This is a genomic window from Embleya sp. NPDC050493, from assembly GCF_044458105.1.
Taxonomy (GTDB): Bacteria; Actinomycetota; Actinomycetes; order Streptomycetales; family Streptomycetaceae; genus Embleya.
Genome location: NZ_JBITHP010000011.1, coordinates 103,461 through 125,281 on the forward strand (window position 1 = coordinate 103,461; position 21,821 = coordinate 125,281).

General features: G+C 70.8%; 12 protein-coding genes. 8 read left to right on the forward strand and 4 right to left on the reverse strand.

What is annotated here, in order from left to right:
• The first annotated feature begins 355 nt into the window (after positions 1 to 355).
• Positions 356 to 1,633: an HRDC domain-containing protein gene (locus ACIBM5_RS22285; protein WP_391584756.1), complete on the forward strand. Its 1,278-nt coding sequence runs from the start codon at positions 356 to 358 to the stop codon at positions 1,631 to 1,633.
• Between the two features lie 199 nt (positions 1,634 to 1,832).
• The gene (efeU, locus tag ACIBM5_RS22290) at positions 1,833 to 2,681 is read left to right on the forward strand and encodes an iron uptake transporter permease EfeU (protein WP_396008431.1); all 849 of its coding nucleotides are present in this window, start codon (positions 1,833 to 1,835) and stop codon (positions 2,679 to 2,681) included.
• A gap of 100 nt (positions 2,682 to 2,781) precedes the next feature.
• On the opposite strand, the gene efeB is transcribed toward efeU, so the two are convergent.
• Together efeB and efeO are read right to left on the reverse strand one after the other, a co-directional pair.
• Entirely contained in the window at positions 2,782 to 4,059 is a 1,278-nt protein-coding gene (efeB, locus tag ACIBM5_RS22295) for an iron uptake transporter deferrochelatase/peroxidase subunit (RefSeq protein ID WP_391581771.1), read from the reverse strand.
• Positions 4,060 to 4,155: 96 nt separating this feature from the next.
• Positions 4,156 to 5,298, reverse strand: coding sequence for an iron uptake system protein EfeO (gene efeO / locus ACIBM5_RS22300; RefSeq protein ID WP_391581770.1), 1,143 nt, complete (start codon positions 5,296 to 5,298; stop codon positions 4,156 to 4,158).
• A gap of 755 nt (positions 5,299 to 6,053) precedes the next feature.
• Between efeO and ACIBM5_RS22305 the strand changes: the two genes are divergently transcribed.
• The 4 genes from ACIBM5_RS22305 to ACIBM5_RS22320 all read left to right on the forward strand — a co-directional run bounded on the left by ACIBM5_RS22305 (position 6,054) and on the right by ACIBM5_RS22320 (position 11,379).
• Complete coding sequence (locus ACIBM5_RS22305) at positions 6,054 to 7,289, forward strand: thiolase family protein (RefSeq protein WP_391581769.1); 1,236 nt, start codon at positions 6,054 to 6,056, stop codon at positions 7,287 to 7,289.
• Complete coding sequence (locus tag ACIBM5_RS22310; protein ID WP_396008432.1) at positions 7,286 to 9,421, forward strand: 3-hydroxyacyl-CoA dehydrogenase NAD-binding domain-containing protein; 2,136 nt, start codon at positions 7,286 to 7,288, stop codon at positions 9,419 to 9,421. Before ACIBM5_RS22305 ends, ACIBM5_RS22310 begins: the two co-directional genes overlap by 4 nt.
• A gap of 321 nt (positions 9,422 to 9,742) precedes the next feature.
• On the forward strand, positions 9,743 to 10,276 hold the full coding sequence (locus tag ACIBM5_RS22315) for a GNAT family N-acetyltransferase (RefSeq protein WP_396008433.1): 534 nt from the start codon (positions 9,743 to 9,745) through the stop codon (positions 10,274 to 10,276).
• 50 nt (positions 10,277 to 10,326) lie between these two features.
• Entirely contained in the window at positions 10,327 to 11,379 is a 1,053-nt protein-coding gene (locus ACIBM5_RS22320) for an LCP family protein (RefSeq protein ID WP_396008434.1), read from the forward strand.
• A 101-nt stretch (positions 11,380 to 11,480) separates the two neighbouring features.
• Here ACIBM5_RS22320 and ACIBM5_RS22325 read toward each other — a convergent pair whose 3' ends face one another.
• The gene (locus ACIBM5_RS22325) at positions 11,481 to 13,676 is read right to left on the reverse strand and encodes a DUF262 domain-containing protein (RefSeq protein ID WP_396008435.1); all 2,196 of its coding nucleotides are present in this window, start codon (positions 13,674 to 13,676) and stop codon (positions 11,481 to 11,483) included.
• A gap of 105 nt (positions 13,677 to 13,781) precedes the next feature.
• Between ACIBM5_RS22325 and ACIBM5_RS22330 the strand changes: the two genes are divergently transcribed.
• Positions 13,782 to 15,797 (forward strand): sigma factor-like helix-turn-helix DNA-binding protein, encoded by a 2,016-nt coding sequence (locus ACIBM5_RS22330; RefSeq protein ID WP_396008436.1) that lies wholly within the window; start codon positions 13,782 to 13,784, stop codon positions 15,795 to 15,797.
• Between the two features lie 186 nt (positions 15,798 to 15,983).
• A complete protein-coding gene (locus tag ACIBM5_RS22335; RefSeq protein WP_396008546.1) occupies positions 15,984 to 18,128 on the forward strand; it encodes a UvrD-helicase domain-containing protein in 2,145 nt (714 codons plus the stop codon).
• A 270-nt stretch (positions 18,129 to 18,398) separates the two neighbouring features.
• Here the strand turns inward: ACIBM5_RS22335 and ACIBM5_RS22340 are convergent, their stop codons facing one another.
• Positions 18,399 to 21,053: a hypothetical protein gene (locus ACIBM5_RS22340; RefSeq protein ID WP_396008437.1), complete on the reverse strand. Its 2,655-nt coding sequence runs from the start codon at positions 21,051 to 21,053 to the stop codon at positions 18,399 to 18,401.
• Positions 21,054 to 21,821: the final 768 nt, after the last annotated feature.

Below are 21,821 nucleotides of genomic sequence, written 5' to 3' on the forward strand. Positions count from 1 at the left end.
GGCGGGGGCGGCGGATGTCGAGCCGGCCGACATCGGTCCGCTCGGCCTCGGGCGCGTCGACTCGGAACACTCGGCGTCGGCCCACCGGGGCATCGGGGCGTCGCGTCGCCGGCCAGCGGAACGCTCGGCGTCGGCCCACTCGACGTCGCTGCACTCGACATCGGGTCGGCCGTCCGGAGCGCTTCGCGCCCCTCGGTGTCCCTCCTCGGCCGGCCGAATCCGGCGCCCCGGCACGTCCCGGATATTTCGCGCCGGCTGATTTTGTACGGTTTCCGACCGCCGTACACCGCCCGTGGCGCGCCCACCTTGGCGGGGACCTGCCCGATCGGGTGGACGGGCGGGTTATTTTGGTGGGGTGACCGACGCCTCCTTCGAAACCTCATCCGAACTTCCGGCGCCGGTCCCCCCGGCGCCGGTCCCTCTCCTGGCACCTCGCGAGGGCGTACCGCCGGTCGTGGCGGATTCGCGAACGCTCGCCGAGACCATCGCCGCCTTCGCCGCCGGAGCGGGACCGGTCGCCGTCGACGCCGAGCGGGCGTCCGGCTATCGCTACGGGCAACGCGCCTATCTGATCCAGCTGCGTCGGGCCGGCGCGGGCAGCGCCCTGGTCGACCCCGCGGCGTGTCCGGACCTGTCCGAGCTCGGTGCGGCGATCGTCGACGCCGAATGGGTCCTGCACGCCGCCTCCCAGGACCTGCCGTGTCTGGCCGAGGTCGGCATGGTGCCGCGGCGCATCTTCGACACCGAGCTGGCCGGCCGACTCGCCGCCTTCCCCCGGGTGGGGCTGGGTGCGATGGTCGAGACCGTGCTCGGCTTCTCGCTGGAGAAGGGGCACTCGGCGGTGGACTGGTCCACCCGCCCCCTGCCCGAGCCGTGGCTGCGCTACGCCGCGCTGGACGTGGAGGTGCTGATCGAGCTGCGCGACGAGCTGGAGGCCATCCTGACCGAGCAGGGCAAGCTCGACTGGGCCCTGCAGGAGTTCGCCGCGATCGCCGCCGCGCCGCCGCCCGCCCCGCGGGTCGACCCGTGGCGGCGCACCTCCGGGCTGCACCGGGTGCGGCGCCGTCGGCAGTTGGCGATCGTGCGCTCGTTGTGGCTGGCCCGCGACGCCATCGCGCGCCAGAAGGATGTCTCGCCGGGGCGGGTCATCCCGGACAGCGCGATCGTCGAGGCCGCGATCGCCGGGCCCGCGTCGGTGGCCGCCCTGCTCGCGCTGCCCGGCTTCACCGGGCGGGACAGCCGACGCCAGGCCGGCGTGTGGCTGGCCGCGATCGAGCAGGCCCGGGCGCTGCCCGAGGTGGAACTGCCGATGTCCACGCTGCCGCACGAGGGCCCGCCGCCGGCGCGCGCGTGGACGGACAAGGACCCGGCCGCCGCGGAGCGCCTGACCGCGGCCAAGACCGCCGTCGCGGCCATCGCGGACGAGCACACGCTGCCCACCGAGAACCTGCTCGCGCCGGACTACGTGCGCCGGCTCGCCTGGGCTCCGCCCTCGGTGCCCACCGCCGACGCGGTCGGCGACGTGCTGCGCGCCTTCGGCGCACGTCCCTGGCAGATCGACCTGACCGCGCACGCGCTCTCCGGTGCGTTCCTGCGGCTGGCCGCGCACGCCGCCAACGGCACGAGCGCCTGAACCGCACCGGGCACCGGGCGCGTCCCGCCCGGTGCACCGGGTTCGACCCGCGGTCCGCGGATCCCGGCGCGGCCGCGGGGCCTCGTTGCCTTACCCGAGCTTTGCTTTGTCCACATTGACGCCGGATCCCGCCGGATGGTTTGGTTAGCCTCGCCTAATTCTCATTCTGCAATGTTTGTTCGAGTCGGTGGGGTGGCCTGTGTTCGCCAACTATCTGATTGGCCTGCGCGAGGGCCTGGAAGCGGCTCTGGTGGTCAGCATCCTGATCGCCTATCTCGTCAAGAGCGGGCGTCGGGACGCGTTGCCGGCGGTGTGGGCCGGGGTCGCCGCCGCGGTGGCGCTGAGCGTCGCGCTGGAGGCGACCCTCGAACTGACCTCCGCCGAGATGACGTTCGAACAGCAGGAACTGTTCGGCGGCTCGCTGTCGATCGTCGCGGTGCTGCTGGTGACCTGGATGATCTTCTGGATGCGCCGGACCTCGCACGCGCTGAAGGCGCAGTTGCAGGGCCGGCTCGACCACGCGCTGGCGATGGGCACCGGCGCGCTGGTGCTCACCGCGTTCCTGGCCGTGGGCCGCGAGGGCCTGGAGACCGCCGTCATCGTCTGGGGCACCGCCCGCTCCACCGGCGAGAACACCGAACCGATGATCGGCGTCGCCCTCGGCCTGGCCACCGCCGTCGTCCTCGGATACCTCTTCTACGCCGGCGCCGTTCGGATCAACCTGGCCAAATTCTTCCTGTGGACCGGCGCCGGCCTGGTCGTCGTCGCCGCCGGCGTCCTCGCCTACGGCATCCACGACCTCCAGGAGGCCGACTTCCTCCCCGGCCTGAACAACCGCGCCTTCGACATCACCGACACCATCCCCCCGGACAGCTGGTACGGCACCCTGCTCAAGGGCATCCTCAACTTCCAACCCGACCCCACGGTCCTGCAGACCACCGTCTGGCTGCTCTACCTCATCCCCGTCATGGCCCTGTTCCTCCTCCTCCCCAAGGGCCGCACCAACACCCCGGCACCGGCATCCCGGGAGACCACGGCCACCGCCTGAGCAGCCGGCACGCATGCGCGAAGGGCCCGATCCGTACCTCGGATCGGGCCCTTCGGGTGTCCACGTATGCGGCGCCGGTCTGTCGCCCCTTCGCGAGCGATCAGGCGAACAGTGCCTTGCCCCAGTAGTCGTCCGCGCCGCGCACCCCGCCGGGGCAGGCGAACAGCGCCGAACCCACGTGCTGGATGTACTCGTTCATCGCGTCCTTGGCGGCCAGCTGCTGCTGAAGCGGGATGAAGCCCTTGCGCGGATCGCGCTGGTAGGCCAGGAAGAACAGGCCCGCCTCCAGCCGGCCGAGCCCGTCCGAGCCGTCCACGAACGAGTAGCCGCGGCGCAGGATGGTCGCACCGTGGTTGGAGTCGGGGTGGGACAACCGCACGTGCGAGTTCTCCGGCAGCGCCTTGAGCGGGACCACGTCGTGCTCGCCGGTGGCGCCGTGCGGCGCGCCGACGCCCTTGGACCGGCCGATCACGTCCTGCTGCTCCTGCAGCGAGGTCCGGTCCCAGGTCTCGATGTGCATCCGGATCCGGCGGGCGACCAGGTACGACCCGCCCGCCATCCACTGCGGGCCCTCACCGGCCGGCACCCACACGTGCTCGCGCAGTCGGTCGGTCTCGGTGCCGGCGATGTTGCGCGTGCCGTCCTTGAACCCGAACAGGTTGCGCGGGGTCATCGCCTCGGGCGTGGTCGAGGAGGTCTTGCCGAAGCCCAGTTGGGACCAGCGCACCGACACCACGCCGAAGCCGATCCTGGCCAGGTTGCGGATCGCGTGCACCGCGACCTGCGGGTCGTCCGAACAGGCCTGGACCGCGATGTCGCCGCCCGAGCGCTGCGGGTCGAGCTTGTCGCCCGGAAACAGGGGCAGTTCGGCGAGCGCCTCGGGCTTCTTCGCGGCGATCTGGAACCGGTCCCTGCCGTCCTTGGTGAACAGCGAGGGGCCGAACCCGACGGTGAGCGTGAGGTTGTTCGGCGGCAGGCCGACCGCCTCGCCGGTGTCGTCCGGCGGCGACTCCGGAACGCCGCTGTCCGCGCCGGTCCCGATCGCCTTGCCGGCGGTCATCGCGGCCGCCGCGGCGGTCCACTGCTGCAGCATGCGGACCAGCTTGGCGCGGTCGTCGGTGATCACGTCGAAGACGCAGAAGTGCAGCCGGTCCTGCACCGGGGTGGCGATGCCGGCCTGGTTGACGCCGTGGAAGTCGACCGCGCCCAGGACCGGCGCGGACGACTTGTCGTCGGTCCCGGTGACCGCGGTGGCCACCCCGCCGGCCGCGGCGGCGCCGACCACGAGCGCGCCGCCGGTCCAGCCCAGCAGGGCCCGCCGACTGACACCGTCGCCCGACGGCTCGACCGTTTCGGTGCCGTGTTCGCTCTCGGTCATGAGGCCCTCCCTATGGACGTTCGGTGCGGCCGGCGACATGCTGCGCCCGGCCCCGGGTGGCGGCCGCTTCGCGGCCCGTAGCGATATGCGGCATGACTAGGCGACGACGCCGGCCAGCTTGGACAGCGGCTCGCCGAGCGCGTTGACCGCGTCCGAGAGTTCCTTGCGCTTGGCGTCGTCGACGGTGTCGTAGGAGACGTAGCCCTCGCCCTGCTTGTACTTGTTCAGCAGGCCCTGGATCTTGGCGAACTCGCCGTCGAGGGTGCCGGCCAGCGCCGCGTCCTTCTCCGCCACGTACGGCTTCAGCAGGTCGAACGCCTTCTTCGCGCCGTCCACGTTGCCCACGAAGTCCCACAGGTCGGTGTGGCTGAACGCCTCTTCCTCACCGGTGACCTTGCCGGTGGCCACCTCGTCGAGGAGTTCCTTGGCACCGTTGGCGATCGAGGTCGGGGTGATCTCGGCCGTGCCCACCTTCGACTGGAGCGTCTTGAGGTCGGCCAGCAGGCGGTCGGCGTAGCCCTTCTCCGCGTCGGTGATCTGCCCGGTCGTCCACAGCGCCTTCTCGATCCGGTGCCAGCCGGACCACTCCTGGCCCGGCTCCAGGTCCGCCTCACGGGCGTCCATCTGCGGGTCGAGGTCGCCGAAGCTCTCCGCGACCGGCTCGATGGTCTCCCAGCCCAGGCGCGACTTGGGGTAGAGGTCCTTGGCCTTGGCCACGTCGCCGGCCTTGACCGCGTTCACGAAGTCGGTGGCGATCGGCAACATCTGGTCGACCGTCGTGGTGGTGAAGGCGCGGTAGTGCGCGACCGCCTGGGCGAGTCGGGGGTCGACCGGCTTCTCGGCGGGGGTGCCGGCGACGGTGATCGTCTGCCGGATGCCGTCGCCCTTCATGCCGGGCTTGCAGGCGACCTCGTACGTGCCGGCCTTGATCTCGAAGTTCAGCGTCGCCGAGGTGCCGGGGCCGATGTTCTCCCGCTCGGTGACGATCCGGTCGCCCTGGGCGTAGACGTACAGCTCGGTGACCTGGTTGCCCTTGTTGGTCACCTTGATGCTGTTCTTGCCGGCCGGCCAGTCCTTCTTGGCGACGTCGCAGGACTTGTCCTTGGCGGTGACCTTGACGGCGTCGCCGGAGGATTCGTCGCTGCTGCTGCACGCGGTGAGTGCCAACGGCAAGGCGAGCAGCAATCCGGTACCCAGCACGCTCACGCGGGCGGCAGGACGGCGACGGACAACAGACATGGACTCTCCCGGGGACGAGAACAAGCGAAGACGGGTCGAGGCCCGGCAGACGAACGAGAGGAACCGGCCGGAACGGCAGGGACCGCAGGACCGGCAGGGACACGCAGGGATACAGAAGTGGGACAAACGGCAATTATTAGGCAAGGCTAACCAAGCCTAGGCTTGGCTTATTTTGTCAGCCGAATGCCCCCACACAGTCAAGCCGAAGTAAAGGCCCGCCTCGCCGCGCGTGGATCGCATCACGTCCGGCCCGGCCCCTGTGGCGCGGCAAAACATGGCAAGCCCGAAAAATGCGTAAGGTCGCGTCAAGTCCGCGCAATCCGGAGTCGTCGTGATCACCTCGGAGCAGCCCACCGCAGCAACCCGCCTGCGGCTCCGTCGCCGACCCGAGCGATCGTGCGCCCGCCGCGGGAAGCCCGATGGCGACGAATCCGGCTTCGCCGCCGAACTCGCCGACCCACCCGGGCGGTCGGCAGGCCCGGACGCACCCCCGAACCACCCGAACGCACCGCCGGCACGCCCGGACGCGTGCCGCGGCGCACCCGTCCACGCGCCTCGCCGGCCCTTCGGTCGCGAACCCGACCCACGGCCTTGGGCTCGATCGCCGCGAAAAGCGCCGGTCACGGGGTCGATCCCGACCACGGACGGCAACGTCCCGGCGGATCGGGGCGAGCGGAGTGGGGCCGAGGGCTAGGACCATTGGTTACTCATGAGTAGCATGGGGCTCGTACCCATCGCAGGAGGAGTGTGCGCTCGTGCCTCGTAACGTCCGGGACGTCGTCTTCGTAGACGGCGTCCGTACCCCCTTCGGCAAGGCCGGCCCCAAGGGCATCTACCACGAGACGCGAGCCGACGACCTCGTCATCGCTTGTATCCGTGAGCTGATGCGCCGCAACCCGTCGCTGCCGCCGGCCCGCGTGGACGAGGTCGCCATCGCGGCCACCACGCAGATCGGCGACCAGGGCCTGACCATCGGCCGCACCGCGGCGCTGCTCGCGGGTCTGCCGCGTGAGGTGCCCGGCTACTCGATCGACCGCATGTGCGCAGGCGCGATGACCGCGGTCACCACGGCCGCCGGCGGCATCGCGTTCGGCGCCTACGACGTCGTGGTCGCCGGCGGTGTCGAGCACATGGGCCGCCACCCCATGGGCGAGGGTGCCGACCCGAACCCGCGGATCATCTCCGAGCAGTTGGTGGACCCGTCCGCACTGGTCATGGGCAACACCGCGGAGAACATCCACGACCGCTTCCCGCAGCTGACCAAGGAGCGCGCCGACAGGTTCGCCGTCGGCAGCCAGGAGAAGGCCGCCAAGGCGTACGCCGACAACCTGATCCAGCCCGACCTGGTGCCGGTCGCGGTTCGCTCGGTCGAGCAGGGCTGGGGCCTGTCCACCGTCGACGAGCCGATGCGCCCGGGCACCACGCTCGAGGGCCTCGGCGCGCTGAAGACCCCGTTCCGTCCGCACGGCCGGGTCACCGCGGGCAACGCGGCCGGCCTCAACGACGGCGCGACCGCGTGTCTGCTCGCCTCCGAGGACGCCGCGCGCGAGCTGGGTCTGCCGATCAAGATGCGGCTCGTGCAGTTCGCCTTCGCGGGCGTGGAGCCCGAGGTGATGGGCATCGGCCCGGTCCCGGCCACCGAGAAGGCCCTGGAGCGCGCCGGCCTCACCATCGAGGACATCGGCCTGTTCGAGCTGAACGAGGCGTTCGCGGTCCAGGTGTTGTCCTTCCTGGACCACTACAAGATCGCCGACGACGACCCGCGCGTGAACAAGTACGGCGGCGCGATCGCCTTCGGTCACCCTCTCGCCTCGTCCGGCGTGCGCCTGATGACGCAGCTCGCGCGGCAGTTCGAGGAGCACCCCGAGGTCCGCTACGGCCTGACCTCGATGTGCATCGGGCTCGGCATGGGCGGGACCGTGATCTGGGAGAACCCGAACTGGACCGCGAACTCCGCGGACGCCGTGAACTCCGAGGGGAACGACAAGTGAGCGACCTGACCCGACTGGCCGCCGAGGTCTTCCCGGACGAGCTGGTCTCGCATTTCCCCGTGCGCGTACTCGATCTCCCGGGCGGCGCGGGCAGGTTCGCGCTGATCACGATCGACAACGGCTTCGACCACACCAAGCCGAACACGTTCGGGCCGGCCGGACTGGGCGAGCTCAACGGCGCCATCGACAAGGTCGAGGCCCTGGCCGCGGCGGGCGACATCGTCGCGGCCGGCGTGACCGGCAAGCCGTTCATCTTCGCGGTCGGCGCCGACCTCAAGGGCGTGGAGAAGGTCGGCCTGCGCGAACACGCGCACGCCATCGGCAAGGCCGGCCACGACACGTTCAAGCGGCTGACCACGCTGTCCGTGCCCACGTTCGCGTTCTACAACGGCGCGGCGATGGGCGGCGGCGTCGAAATCGGCCTGGCCTGCACGTACCGCACCATCTCCACCGCGGTGCCGGCCTTCTCGCTGCCCGAGTGCTTCCTGGGTCTGGTCCCCGGTTGGGGCGGCTGCGTGCTGCTGCCGAACCTGATCGGCCCGGACAACGCGGTCACCGTGATCATCGAGAACGCGCTGAACCAGAACCGGCAGCTCAACGGCCCCAAGGCATTCGAGCTCGGGATCGCGGACGCACTGGTGGAGTCGGCCGACTTCCTGGCCCAGTCGCTGGTGTGGGCGAGCAAGGTCGTCTCCGGCGAGATCGTGGTCGAGCGAGCGGAGATCGACCGCGGCGCCGGCTGGGACGCGGCGATCGAGCGAGGCCGTGCGATCGCCGACTCGAAGGTGCACGGGGCCTCCCCCGCGCCGTACCGCGCGCTGGAGATCATCGACGCGGCACGCTCCGCCCGGTTCGGTGACGTCGCCTCGCTCCAGGCCGGCTTCGACGCCGAGGACGACGCGCTCGCCGACCTGATCATGGGCGACGAACTGCGCGCGGGCCTGTACTCGTTCAACCTGATCCAAAAGCGCGCCAAGCGCCCGGCGGGCGCCCCCGACCGCAAGCTCGCGCGCCCGGTCACCAAGGTCGGCGTGGTCGGCGCCGGGCTGATGGCCTCGCAACTCGCGCTGCTGTTCGCCCGTCGCCTGCGGGTGCCGGTCGTGCTGACCGACATCGACCAGGAGCGGGTGGACAAGGGCGTCGGCTACGTGCACGCCGAGGTCGACAAGCTCCTGCTCAAGAAGCGGATCTCGGCGGACGCCGCGAACCGGCTCAAGGCACTGGTGACCGGCTCGCTGACCAAGGACGCGTTCGCGGACGCCGACTTCGTCATCGAGGCCGTGTTCGAGGAGATGTCGGTCAAACAGCAGGTGTTCGCCGAGGTCGAGGCCGTGGTCTCGCCGACGTGCATCCTGGCCACCAACACCTCGTCGTTGTCGATCACCGAGATGGCCTCGAAGCTGGCACACCCCGAGCGGGTCGTGGGCTTCCACTTCTTCAACCCGGTCGCGGTCCTGCCGCTGTTGGAGATCGTCCGCGCCGAGCAGACCGACGACGGTGCGCTCGCCACCGCCTTCGCCGTCTCCAAGCAGCTCAAGAAGACCTCGGTCCTGGTCAAGGACGCCCCGGCGTTCGTGGTCAACCGCGTCCTCACCCGCTTCCTGGGCGAGGTGCTGGCCGCGGTCGACGAAGGCACCCCGATCGAGATCGCCGACAACGCACTGGCCCCGCTCGGCCTGCCGATGTCCCCGATGGTCCTGCTCGAACTCGTCGGCCCGGCGATCGCCGCACACGTCGGCGAAACCCTGCACACGGCCTTCCCGGACCGCTTCGGCGTCTCGCCCAACCTGGAGCGTGTGGTCAAGGCCGGGAAGCGCTCCTTCCTGACCTGGGCCTCCGGCGCCCAGGAGGTCGACCCCGAGGTCGCCGCCCTCCTGGAGGTGGGCGACTCCCCCTCCACGCAAGAGCAGGTCCGCGACCGCGCCTTGGCCGCCCTGGCCGACGAGATCAACCGCATGCTCGAAGAGGGCGTCGTCGCCGCCCCGCAGGACATCGACCTGTGCATGATCACCGGCGCCGGCTGGCCCTTCCACCTGGGCGGCATCACCCCGTACCTGGACCGCGCGGGCGTCAGCGAGAAGACGCTGGGCAAGCGCTTCCTCCCGGCGGGCGTGGCCTCGGTGCCGCAGTAGTCGACACGACGTCGCGAGCAGGGGTGGCCCGCCACGCGGGCCACCCCTTCGGCGTACTGCCAGGAGCTGGACCCGACCCTCGCAGCTTCGGGTCGTACATCTTGTCGGTCGCCCGCACCACGGCTTCGCGATTCGGTACGTACCGAATCGCCGCGAGAGCGGGGTAGTCGTCGCCCTTGAGCGTGACACGTGGCGGGCTGCCGGGTGGACCCTCGAACCCACTTCTCGTGGAACTCCGAGCATGCCGTGTCGAGATCCCTGTGACCCATGCGCCACACGCACCGTCTCCCGCGCTTCGCGGCGGCGGCCACAATGGTGATCATGAGTGATGTGATCCGTGCCGCCTCGGTGCGTGACCTGGAGCGAATGCGAGAGATCGAGGTCGCCGCCGGGATGTGCTTCGTGGATGTGGGCATGCCGGAGATCGCGGCGGACGAGCCGCTTTCCGTCGAGGAGTTGGCCGCGTATCGGACCGGCGGGCGGTGCCTGGTGGTCGGGGAGCCGGCGGTTGCCTATCTGATCTGGGATCTCGTGGACGGGGCCGCGCACATCGAGCAGGTGTCGGTGCACCCCGACGGGGCGCGGCGCGGGCTCGGGCGGGCGATGATCGATCGAGTGCAGGCGCGGACCGGGCTCGCGTCGACGTTGACCACCTTTCGGGACGTGCCGTGGAACGCTCCGTACTACGCGCGGATCGGCTTCCGGGCGCTCGACGCGGCGGAGGTGACGCCGGGGCTCGCGGCGATCCGGGCGCACGAGGCGGCCATCGGACTGGATCGGTGGCCTCGCGTGTGCATGCGCCGGCCGGCCCCGGATCTCGGACAGGCAGCGAAGTCGATCTCGTCTTCGCACTGATTCTCGGCTTCCCCTGCCCTTGCTGACGGTAGGTCAGCTAGCTTCTGCGCATGACGGATGCGCTGGGTGCGACGGACGAGTCGGCCGAGGTCAGCGAGGCGGAAGAGGACGGCGAGCCGACGCCGACACCCGAGCGCAAGCCTTGGTCACGGCGCCGCAAGGCGGTCGTGGGACTGGTCGCGCTGCTCACCCTGTCGCTGTGCGTGGTCGGCGGATGCGCAGTCTGGGTGGTGTACTCGCTCAACGCCAACATCAAGCGCATCGACGGGGTCTTCGACCGATCGGGCATCCCCGCCGCGGGACCGCGCCCGCCGACCGATCCCGCCGCCGGCCGGGCGTTGAACATCCTGCTCGTGGGCATGGACGCGGCGGCGGCCGGCGCCGACCCCGAGGCGCTGGAGGGCCGGCGCAGCGACACCATGATGATCCTGCACCTGCCCGCTGGTCGGGCCTCGATCTCGGCGATCTCGTTGCCGCGCGACTCGTGGGTGTCGATCCCTGGGCACGGCGAGGCCAAGCTGAACGCGGCCTTCTCGTGGGGCGGGCCCGCGCTGCTCGTGGCCACCATCGAAAACCTGACCGGCGTACGGATCGACCACTACGCGGCGGTGGACTTCGGCGGCTTCAAGGGCATGGTCGACGCGCTCGGCGGGGTGACGGTGGACGCCGACAAGGGCCGCGCCGAGCTGGACGGCAACGAGGCGCTCAAGTTCGTGCGGCAGCGGTACGGGCTCGACCGGGGCGACCTCGATCGGGTGGCGCACCAGCAACAACTGCTGGGTGCGATCGCGGAGAAGGTCACCGCGCAGGGGGTGCTCGGCAGCCCGCTGCGCACCGAGAACCTGTTGCAGTCGCTGACCAAGTCGCTGACCGTCGACGACAACCTCAACTTCAAGGCGCTTCTGGACCTGGCCACCGACCTCAAGGGCATCAGCGAAGCCGACCTGGCGTTTCGCACCGCCCCCGTCGCCGGCTTCGGCGAACGCGGCGGCGGCCAGAGCGTGGTCCTGCTCGACGACAAGCGCTGCAAGGAACTCTTCGCCGCGGTCCGCGCCGACATCCCCTGGCCGGAGCCGGCCCCCGGCGAACTGTGGCGGCCCTGAACGGACTCCCCCGAGCCGGTGACTCCGGAAACCTCAAACGGCGTCATGCCTCGAATGGCGTCAGACCTCGAATGGCGTCAGGCCTCGGATGACGTCGAGCCTCAGATGACGTCCTTGAGCCACGCGAACACCTGGTACAGCACCGCACGATCAGGCTCGTCCGCAAGCAGCGTCAACGGGAAGTGCGGGCGGCGGTGCACGTTGTGCCGCTGGATGTCCAAGCCGGTGATCGCGTTCAGCCGGGTCCGCAGTTCCTCCCGCATCGCTTCCGGCGCGAACCGCGGGTGCCGCGTCAACTCCTGGAACTGCACCTCGATACCGCTGCCCGCGGCCGAAGGAAACACCAGCATCGCACACACGCTCGTGCCGTCCGCGGCATCCCGCACCAGTCTCGCGGTGGGCGTGCCGCCGTCGCCGAACTCCACGTGCCCTCGGCTGATCTCCCAGAATTCCAGCAGTTCCTCGACGATGGCCACTTCCGCCGAGGTGGAACAGGCCACCAACTGTCGGCGAAACCGCTCGCCGGTGTCGAGGTCCTCCGGCTCGGCAACCGTCGCCTTCTCCGCCGAAGGACGGCTTTGCGGCGGGGGTTCGTAGATGAAGGGTTCCGCGTCCGCCGCAACGACAATCGCGTCGTGAGGCGAGGCGGGGAGCACGGCCGGCGCCGCCTCGTCGTCCCGGCCCACGGCCTCCCCGGCGTCCCGGCCCACCGCCTCCTCGGCGCCCGGCAGGCCCAGCATGGCATTGAGCGTGGCCGCCATCAGCCGCCGCCGCTCGGCGAGAAACTCCGGGAACCGTTCCATAGTCCACAACGCCGGATCCATCGGCATCCAGTGCCGAGCAAGGTGTTCGGCTTCCAGCGCGGGCAGGTATTCCGCCGGCGTTCGCGCTCCGATGTAGCGCTTCGTCCGCGCCGAGACGAAGGCGTAGTTGGCCAGGCTGTTGCGCAGTTCCTTCGGGTGCGCCCCGCCGATCGCCGCGTCGGGGAACACGTGGTGGTACTCGATGCGCGCCGACGAATCCTCACGCAGGTCGTCGAGTTGCTCGCCGTCGACCCAGTCGCGCGCCTCCCGCCGTAGCGCGGCGATGTACAGGACGTTGAAGAAGGCGTGCAGATGGGATTTGTGTTCCAGTTCCGACGCCTGCACCGGCGCGTCCAGCGGCCGACTGCCGAACGCGCGGTGCATCAACTCGCCGAACCGCACCCGACCTTCGTCGGCGTCCATCCACCGCACGTCGCTTTCCAACGCGGTGTCGGTGGTCCCGCTGTACCGCATGAACGTCAGGATCGTGTAGATCCACCGGCGCAGCCGCACCGTCTCGTCCGGACCGAGCGTGCCGCCCCGGCGATGGAGCAGGATGGAGGGCGCGACCAGGACGGCCTGCGTCTTGAGCACTGCCGAACGCGGCACCGAGCATTCCTCGCGCAAAAATCGGACCGTCATGCGAACCGCCTCGGCCGTCTTGGCCCAGGCCGCCTTCAGGACCGGCTCCGTGACGGCGGCGTCGAGCAGTTTGATGCTGCGCAGGCCCACTCCCGCGAAGTGACCGAGGATGCGTAGCACCGGGTCCCGGTCGAGGGCGAACCCGTCGCGCGCAAGCTCCGCGTGGAAGGCCTCGATCGTGGCGAGCCCGTCCTCCCAGCGGGCCGCGATCGCGCTGTACACCAGATCGCCCTTGGTCAGCTTGCGACCACCCTTGTTGACCCGCGCGAAGACGTCGGCGACCTCCTCGTAGTCGTCCGAGGCGTAGGTGATCACCGCGATCTCGCGCTTGTGGACGTCGTGCAACTGCTGAAGCCGCTTGTAGTAGGTCTGGAAGACCGGTGTCGCCGGGTCGACGCCGGCCGTGGTGAGGAGCCGGTAGAAGTCCGGCGTGGTGGCCAACACGTCGACCACCGGCACCAGGAGCGGATCATTGCGCTGCTGGGTGCCCACCGGGCTGACGAACTGCTCGTTGGCCAGGTCGAAGCGCAGATCGAGCTTCTTCGCGTCGGCGCGGGACTCGGGTCGATACACCCATGCGAGTGAAATGAGCCGCTGCTGGCCGTCGAGGAGGTAGACGGGCTGCTGTACGCCCTGCGTCTCCTGGCTGACGGCGGCGGTCCGGAACGGGACCGCGATCCTGGTCTTCCACAGCAACACGGACCCGATGGGGTATCCCCGGTACAGGGAGTCGAGCAGGTCTCGGATGTCGGGGGTCTTCCACACATAGTCCCGCTGGATCGACGGGATGACGATGCGCCCGGCAAGCAGGTCCTCGACCTGCGTGATGATGTTCTCGTTCGCCAATCCCACGCCGGGCTCCCCCTGTTGCGACCCACCCCTTGTGGTGCGCGAGACTACGCGAAACCGCCGACCCGCGGTCAACCGTTCGGTACCGTTCGGTCAGGAAGATGATTCATGACATTGGTCGATCTGTTGCCCGGGCTCTCGACGTTCCCCGAGGAGGAGGTCGGCGCGCGCCTGAACGTGGCGGGCCTGCCCCGGGATTGGTGGCGGACGCTGCCGCCGGCCGACTTCGCGCAGGTCGTGGATGAACCCGGGTTCTGGATCCGCGTGGCCGAACTTGTCGTCGACTACGGTTCCGCGTACCCGCTCACCCGGCTCGCTCCGCTTCTGGCGGATGCGAACTCTGTTCCACACACGGCCCGATGGCCCCGCGCCGTGGTGATCGCCTTACGCCGGGAAAGGCTCGACTGGCGTGGGCTGGTCGCGATGTCGCCCGGCGAACTACTCGCTCGGCCTCGGCTGCGCCGAACCGACGTCGTCGGGATCGTCGCGGGCGCGCTGCGCGAGGCCCACGATCGTGGGGCGCCGGTGGCGTGGACCGCGGACCCGGTGAACCACGGCGCGCCCAAAAGCGAACCGTCGCCCGATCCGGCCCGGACTCCTCCCACCCCCGAACCAGCGTCGACCGAAAGCCGGTTCGACATCGTCGCGTGCGTCACCGCGTTCACCGACACCTGGACGCAGCGCGAAACCCGGGTCGCCGTCGACCGATTGTTCGCCCACCCGCCGGCCACGCTGGAGGCGATCGCGCAGGACATCGGCATCACCCGAGAGGGGGTCCGGCAGATCCAAAAGAAGTGCCGCGCCCGTCTCGAGGACTGGGCCTTCGGCGGCGGCAACCCGCAACTGGCCTCCTACGTGGCCAAGCTCGCCGCCCGACTCGGTCCGATCGCTCGGGTGCGCGACCTGATCGAGGCCGACGAGCGCCACCGCACTCCGATCGACTCACTCCGCGGCATCCCGTTGTGGAGGGTGCCGGCGGCGTTGTTGCCGCACCGGATGACCGACGAATGGTTGACGCACGACACCCTGGCCGACGCCGAGGACGCGACGCGTCGAGCACTGCGCGAGATATGCGCCGACGGTGCCGTCCCGTGGTCCGAAGTCGAGAACGCCACGCGCCGGTGCGGCGTGTACGAGGACGCATTGGCGGATTGGCTCGACCGCCTCCCCCAGATCCGGCGCTTCGACACACAGGGCGTGTGGTGGGGTTCGAGTATCAACGACAAGGCCGAAGCCGTCCTCACGCTGCGAAACGTGCCGCTGACCGCCGAGCAGATCATCGAATTGGTGAACGGCGACTACGCCTTCAGCAGTGTGTGCAACCAACTCCAGGCCGACGAGCGATTCATGCGTACCGACCGTCTGCACTACGGCCTGCGTCGCTGGGATCTCGAGGAGTACCTCGGTATTCGCGAGATGATCGAACGCGAACTCCGCACACGCGGCGGTGCCGCGCGCATCGACGCAGTCGTCGAATCCCTGACGAGTCGTTTCGACATCAGTGAGAACTCCGTCCGCGCCTACGCGACCGGGCCGTCCTTCGACCGGTACCAACCGGGCTGGATACGACTCCCGCGTACGGACGCGTCCACCTCCGCTCCCGCGTACAAGCCGCGCCGGGACGTGTCGACCACCCAGCGCTGTTTCCGCGACCGAGAGCAACGATGGTGGCACCGTATCGACCTCAACGGCGACCACCTGCGCGGATCCGGCTTCCCGGTCCCGACCGGCTTCGCCGCGCACCTGGGTCTCGTCCCCGGTGCTCGCCGCACTCTCACCCATGACGCGGGCGAGGTCACCGTCGTGTGGCGCAATCAACCGTGTTTCGGCTCGATGCGCCCGCTGCTGCTCGACCTGAACGCGGCCGAGGGCGACCATCTGTTCGTCATCCCGAGCGGGGATCGCCTGCTGACCCGCCACATCCGCCCCGTCGAGGACGACCTGCCGCCGCTGCAACGGGCGGTACGCCTGGTCGGCTGGACCACGCGGGTGCCGGACGCGCAGGCGCTGCCGATCATCGCAAGCCGCATCGGCCTGCCCGCCACGACGCCACTCGCCGCGGTCCTGGCCCGGCTGGGCGAGCGCCGGGACAAGGACCTCATCGACCTGTTGACGCCGTCCTGATCGGCGCTGCGGGGCCGTCCTGAGCCGCGAACACGGCCGCGAGTTCGTCGACGGCGGCGAGCAGTTCGACGGGTGATCGATCCGACCCCAGCACATGTCGCTTCCGCTGTGGGCGATGAACTGCGCTCCGTTACCGTACGAGATGACACGGACACACGAAGCATGGTGATCGGTTCGGGAGGACATGTGCCGCAACTCGCGCTCGGGAAGGACTTCCTGGCCGAATACGCCCGCCTGGAGAAGAGCGCACAGCGGGGAGTGCGCGAGGCGATCGCGAAGTTCCAGAGCCTGACCCTGGTCGAACTCCTGGCCGACAAGGGGCTGCACCTGGAAAAGCTCGACCGGGCCCGGGACGCGCGGATCCGGACGATTCGGGTCGGCGGATTCCGGCGCGGCGTGGTACTCGCGCCGGACAGCGGCGAGACGTTCCTGTTGTTGCGGGTGCTGCCGCACGACGAAGCGATCGCGTGGGCGGTACAGCAGCAGGCCGGGGTCAACCGGGCGACGCACGCGCTGGAGATCCAGGACGTGGTGGCGCAGCAGCGGGCCACCCCCGCACTGGAGCACCTCGCGGCGGGATCGGGCAACCGGCTCCTGGCCGGTGTCTCGGATGCCGACCTGACCCGGTTGGGGCTGGACGCCAACGTGCTGCGCATCGCGCGACTGCTCACCGAGCGCGGGCAGTTGGAGGCGCTGGAGGCGCTGCTTCCGCAGGACCAGTACGAGGTGCTGTTCTATCTCGCCGAGGGGTACTCGCCGGAGGAGGTGTGGCGGGACGTGGTGAGTGCGCGCCGCCCGGCGCCGGCCCCGGCGGACGCGCTGCCCGACCCCGAGGACCTGGTCACGGCGATGGGGCACGCCCAGGGACGGGTGGCTCTCGTGGAGGGCCCCGACGAACTGCTCGACATCCTCTCCCGGCCGTTCGACGCCTGGCGGGTCTTCCTGCACCCGTCCCAGTACCGGACGGCGTATCGCGAGTCGTACGCCGGGCCCGCCCAGGTGAACGGCGGTCCCGGGACGGGCAAGACGGTGGTGGCCCTGCACCGCGTGAAGCACCTCGCCGGGCGCCTCGCGGCGGGCGAGCGCATCCTGCTGACGACGTACACGACGACGCTGGCCCGGAGCCTGCAGGAGAACCTGGCCATGCTGTTGGCGCCCGAACTGCTCGAGCGGGTCGATGTGACCACGGTGGACGCGGCGGCCAATCGACTGCTTCGGCAGGAACTCGGCGGCGCGGCACTGGCGATCGCGCACGACGAGAAGGAACGCTGGGCAACGATCATCGAGGCGCTGCAGCTGCCGTGGACGGTGCCGTTCCTGGTCCAGGAGTACCGCAACGTGATCGTCGCCCATGACATCGGCAGCCTGGAGTCGTACCTCAAGGCGTCACGGACCGGCCGGGGCACCCCGCTGGGGCCCCTGCAGCGGGCCAAGGTCTGGCGTGCGGTCGAGGAGTTCGTGGCCGGGCTGCGCGCGGAGGGTCGCCGAACCTGGCTCCAGGTGTGCGACGAGACCGCGCTGTTGCTGGCGGAGCGGGCGGAGCGGCCGTATCGTCACGTGGTCGTCGACGAGGCCCAGGACCTGCACCCGGCACAGTGGCGGGCGTTGCGGGCGATGGTCGCGACGGGCCCGGACGACATGTTCATCGCGGGCGATCCGAACCAGCGGATCTACGACAGCAGGGTGTCGCTGGGCAAGCTGGGGATCCGGGTGGTCGGCCGGTCGAGCCGGCTGCGCGTGAACTACCGGACGACGGCGGAGATTCTCGGGTGGTGTACCTCGATCCTGTCCGGTCGGCCGGTCGAGGGCCTGGACGGGGAGCATGCGGACTCGGTGCAGGATTGCCGCAGTTCGCTGCACGGCGCGAAGCCGGATCTGGTGGCGCTCACCGGAACGGAGGCCGAGTTGGCCGCACTCGTCGCACGGGTCCGGGGCTGGCTGGACGCGGGTGTGCGGCCCGAGGAGATCGGGATCGCGGCGCGCTTCGTCGGGTACGGCCGCAAGGCGGCGGAGGCACTCACGCGCGAGGGCGTACCGGCCGTGCTGCTCAAGGACCGGCCCGGGGCCGCCGCGGCGGGAGTTCGGATCGGCACGATGCACGCGATGAAGGGACTCGAGTTCCGCTGCATGGCGGTGGCGGACGTGAGTGATTCGACGGTGCCCTACATGGGCCATGTGACCGGGCGCGAGGTGGATCGGCTCCAGCACGAGGCCGACCTTTTGGCGGAGCGATGTCTGTTGTTCGTGGCCTGCACGCGGGCTCGGGAGGCGCTGCACGTGTCGTGGACGGGCGCGCCGAGCGTCTTCTTGAGTCAGGCGGCGGGGGTGTAGGCGGGGTGGGTGGGGTGGGTGGGGTGGGGGTCGCACGGGTGATGTGCGGTGGGGCACGGGTGCGCGTCGGCACGGGCGGTGCGCGGTGGGGGGTGCGCGTCGGTACAGGAGATGCGCGGCGCGCCTCGGGTGCGCGGCGGCACAGGTGATCTGCGGTGCGGCACGGGTGCGCGGCGGCACGGGCGGGCGCGGCGCGCCTCGGACGCCCGTCGGCACAGGTGATGCACGGTGCGCCTCGGATGCCCGTCGGCACGGGGCCTCGGGTGTCCGTCAGCACAGTCGATGTAGAGCCCGGCGGGCGGCGCGGGCCACCTTGGGGTCGGGGTGCGTGGTCTCGGCGAAGCGCAGCACGTCCTCGGCGCAGGGGTGGCCCATCGTCGCGAGTTCGCCGAAGACCACGTCGGCGCCCGGACCCTGACTGCCGGTCACCTCGGTGAGCAGGCCCAGTACGGCCGCCTCGTGCCGGCCGAGCAGCGCAGCGGCGGCGTTGTCGGCGGTGAGCCAGGCCAGCGTGCGCAGGGTCGCCGGGGGCACGTCGTGGTCGTGGGTGAGGCGCCAGTTCCATACGTGCGGGGCAAGGGTGGGGTCCGCGGCGGCCTCGTCGAGGGCGTGTTCGACGGCGGCCTCGGGGAGGCCCGCGTCACCCACGTGGGCGAAGAGCATGAGCCGCTCGGTGGGTCCGGCCGCGCCCGCGACCGCACACAGTTCGGACAGCGCGGCGTCGACCGGCCGACAGGCGATCCAGCTCGCGAACGTACGGGTCGCGATCGGTCGCGGCCACGCCCCCATCGCGCCGAGGAGACGGGCGCCCGAGGCCGCGGTGTAGTCGTCGACGGTGGCGACCGGCAGCCCCTGCTCGCGGAACATCCGGTGTACGAGGGTGCCGCCCAGACCGGTCAGCGTGATGCCCTCGGCGGTGCGCCGGACGATGCCGAGGGCCGCCAGCCGATCGGCGAGCAGGACCACCCCGGCGCGAACCCGGGTCAGCGCTTCGGTCGGTGTCCGCGCCGGGAACGACGGGGAAGACGGCGGGAACGACAGGCTCGGCGTGGTGGGGTCGCACAGTCGGCCCATTTCCCGGACCAGGTCGGGCGCGTCCAGGATCCGGCCGAGTGCGAACGCCTCGTCCTCGGCCGGCGGCTCGGTGGGCAGCGTGCGAACCACGTGATCGAGGTCGCGGCGCACCGCCAGGCCCACGAACAGCGACACCGGGAGCGGGCCGCCGAGTTGGACCAGGCCGGTGAACAGCGACGCCGCGAGCCCCTCCGGGACGTCCCACCGCTGCTCGTGTGCCTCGCCGAAGGTCGCGTTGTCCTCGGCCACCACGACCATCGCCCGCGCGGCGAGCGCAATCAGCTCGCGGTCACCACCCTCGCGCCACACCCGCAGGCCGTCCGCGACGTGCACCGCGCCGTTGCGCAGAACCAGCAGACCGGTGCCCAACGCGAGTGTCCAGCGCCGGTGCAGGGCGTGCTCGCCCCGAGCGGTGCGGGGCGGATCGGCGGCGGGGCGGCGGGGCTGCTCGGGGATGCCGAGGTCGACCATGGCCCGCCGCGCGACGTCGTCCGCCAGTACCTCCTCCCGGGTGACCGGCAGCGGCCCGTGCTCCTCCACGTACTCCGCGAGCGCAGCCGCCTGCGCCAGCAGCGGCGACATCCGAGCGGCCAGCGCGCACTCGGAGGTGGGCGGCACGTACAGCGGCGGCAACGCGGGCTCGCTCGGGCCGCCACCCGGGCCGGTGAGCGGAGCGGGAACACCCAGTTCGAGGAAGCGGGTACGCAACCCGTACAGCCCCAACGGGGTCAGCCGCACCGCCATGAACGGCGCGCCGCCGCCGACCAGTTCACGTATCTCCAGGACACCGAACGCACGCAGGTCGTCCATCTGGTGGGCCAGGGTCAACCCGGTGAACAACGCCGGGTCGGCGACCGAGGGCGACCTCGGCCGGCCGTCGGGCGTGTACGAGAGCAACTCGAACAGTCCGCCCATCGGCACCCAGCGACCCGCGTGGTCGTACAGCTCGCGCAACAGCTCGCGAATCACGTCCCCGCCGCGCAGCACATACCCGGCGCGACGCACCGCCGGACGTCCCGTGGCCTCGCCGACCGCGACGCCCTCCCACAGGCTCGACCACACGCGCAGCACGTCGCAGGGTCGGCCGACCGCCAGCGCCCGGGCAAGCGCACCTGCGGTCGCAACGGTGCGGCCGACCTCGACCAGGCCCGCCGCACACGCGATCGACCACACATGGTGCAGCGGCTCGACGTCGCGCGCGCTGCGGACGCCCGCGACCGGCGCCTCGATGCCCAGCAACGACGCGGCCTCGGCCGCCGGTGCACGGCGCAGGACACCGGTCGCGGTCACCGGACGGCCGCGCCCGACCCAGCGGGCCAGGGTGAGCGCAGCGGCGAACGACGGCGCCGCCGACGCGGCCCGAGCCAACTCGCGCTCGTCCGGCAACCGAACCGCCGGCAGCGCCCTGCCCCGTCCGGGGCCGGTCGCATAGCCCGCCACGAACAACTTCTTCGCCGACCCCCAGCAGGTCGAATCCGCCATCCGGGCCGGAAGCTCACCCTCGTGTCGGTCCAGCACCGCGAGCAGCGGGTCGAGGCGATCGCTGTCCGGATGCAGGGGCCCACGCTCACGCAGGAACTCCAGGAACAACCGAAGCGCGGGCACCACCAGACCCACCGTGTCCTCACGGGGCAGCGCGACGTGCGCGGGCACCAACGTCTCCAGCAACGAATTCAGATCGCCGGCACGCCAGCGCGTGTGGTCGTCGAGTCGCAGGCAGGCAACGCGCAAATCGAGCAACGTGCCCAGGACATCGATCATCCGCTCGGCGTCCGGGGCCGGCCGGCCCGCTCGCGCGAGCCACGTGCCGAAGTCGGCCACGATGCCGCAGGAATCGGGAGATAGCGCCACGTCGCAGAGCGTAGTGAGCACCGCATCCGCTGCGCATGGATTTCGGACAATCCATGCGAACCGACAACGGGGCCACTCGGCGCACGGCCGAGGGGCCCCCGGGCACACACATCCCCCTACCGCGGCCCACGCGCGCCCGCAGCGCCGCACACCACCACACGCACCCGCAGATACCCGCGCGTGCGCGGGCGCCGGCGGCCCCTGCGACCGAATCCGCCGACATCGACGCTCGCACCCGCAACCACCTCAACCTGCGCCCGCGCCTGCGCCGGCAACCATGACCACGTCCAAATTCGCCAACATCGCCACCTACACCCGCCCCCCGACGCCTGCGGCACGCACCCGCAGGCGCATCCCCGACACCCGCAAGCACGCTCAGGCTCACGCTCGCCGGCGCCGACGCCCGCACTCTTCGATGACTGCACCCACACCCGCAGCCGACTCAGCCTGCAGCCCCTCCCCGTCACAACCGCCGGACAACCGCATGCGCCCGCAGCCGTCGGCGTCTGCGCCCGCACCAGCGGACGTCGACGCCCGCACCTGCCGACGACTGCACCCACACCCGCAGGCGACTCAGCCTGCAACCCCTCCCCGTCACTAAAGCCCTACAGCTCCACCACAACCGCCGGACAACCACATGCGCCCACAGCCATCGGCGTCTGCGCCCGCACCCGCGGACGTCGACGCCCGCACCCGCCGACGACTGCACCCACACCCGCAGGCAACCCCGCCCGCAGTCCCGCTCCCACTCACCAAAGCCCGACGCCT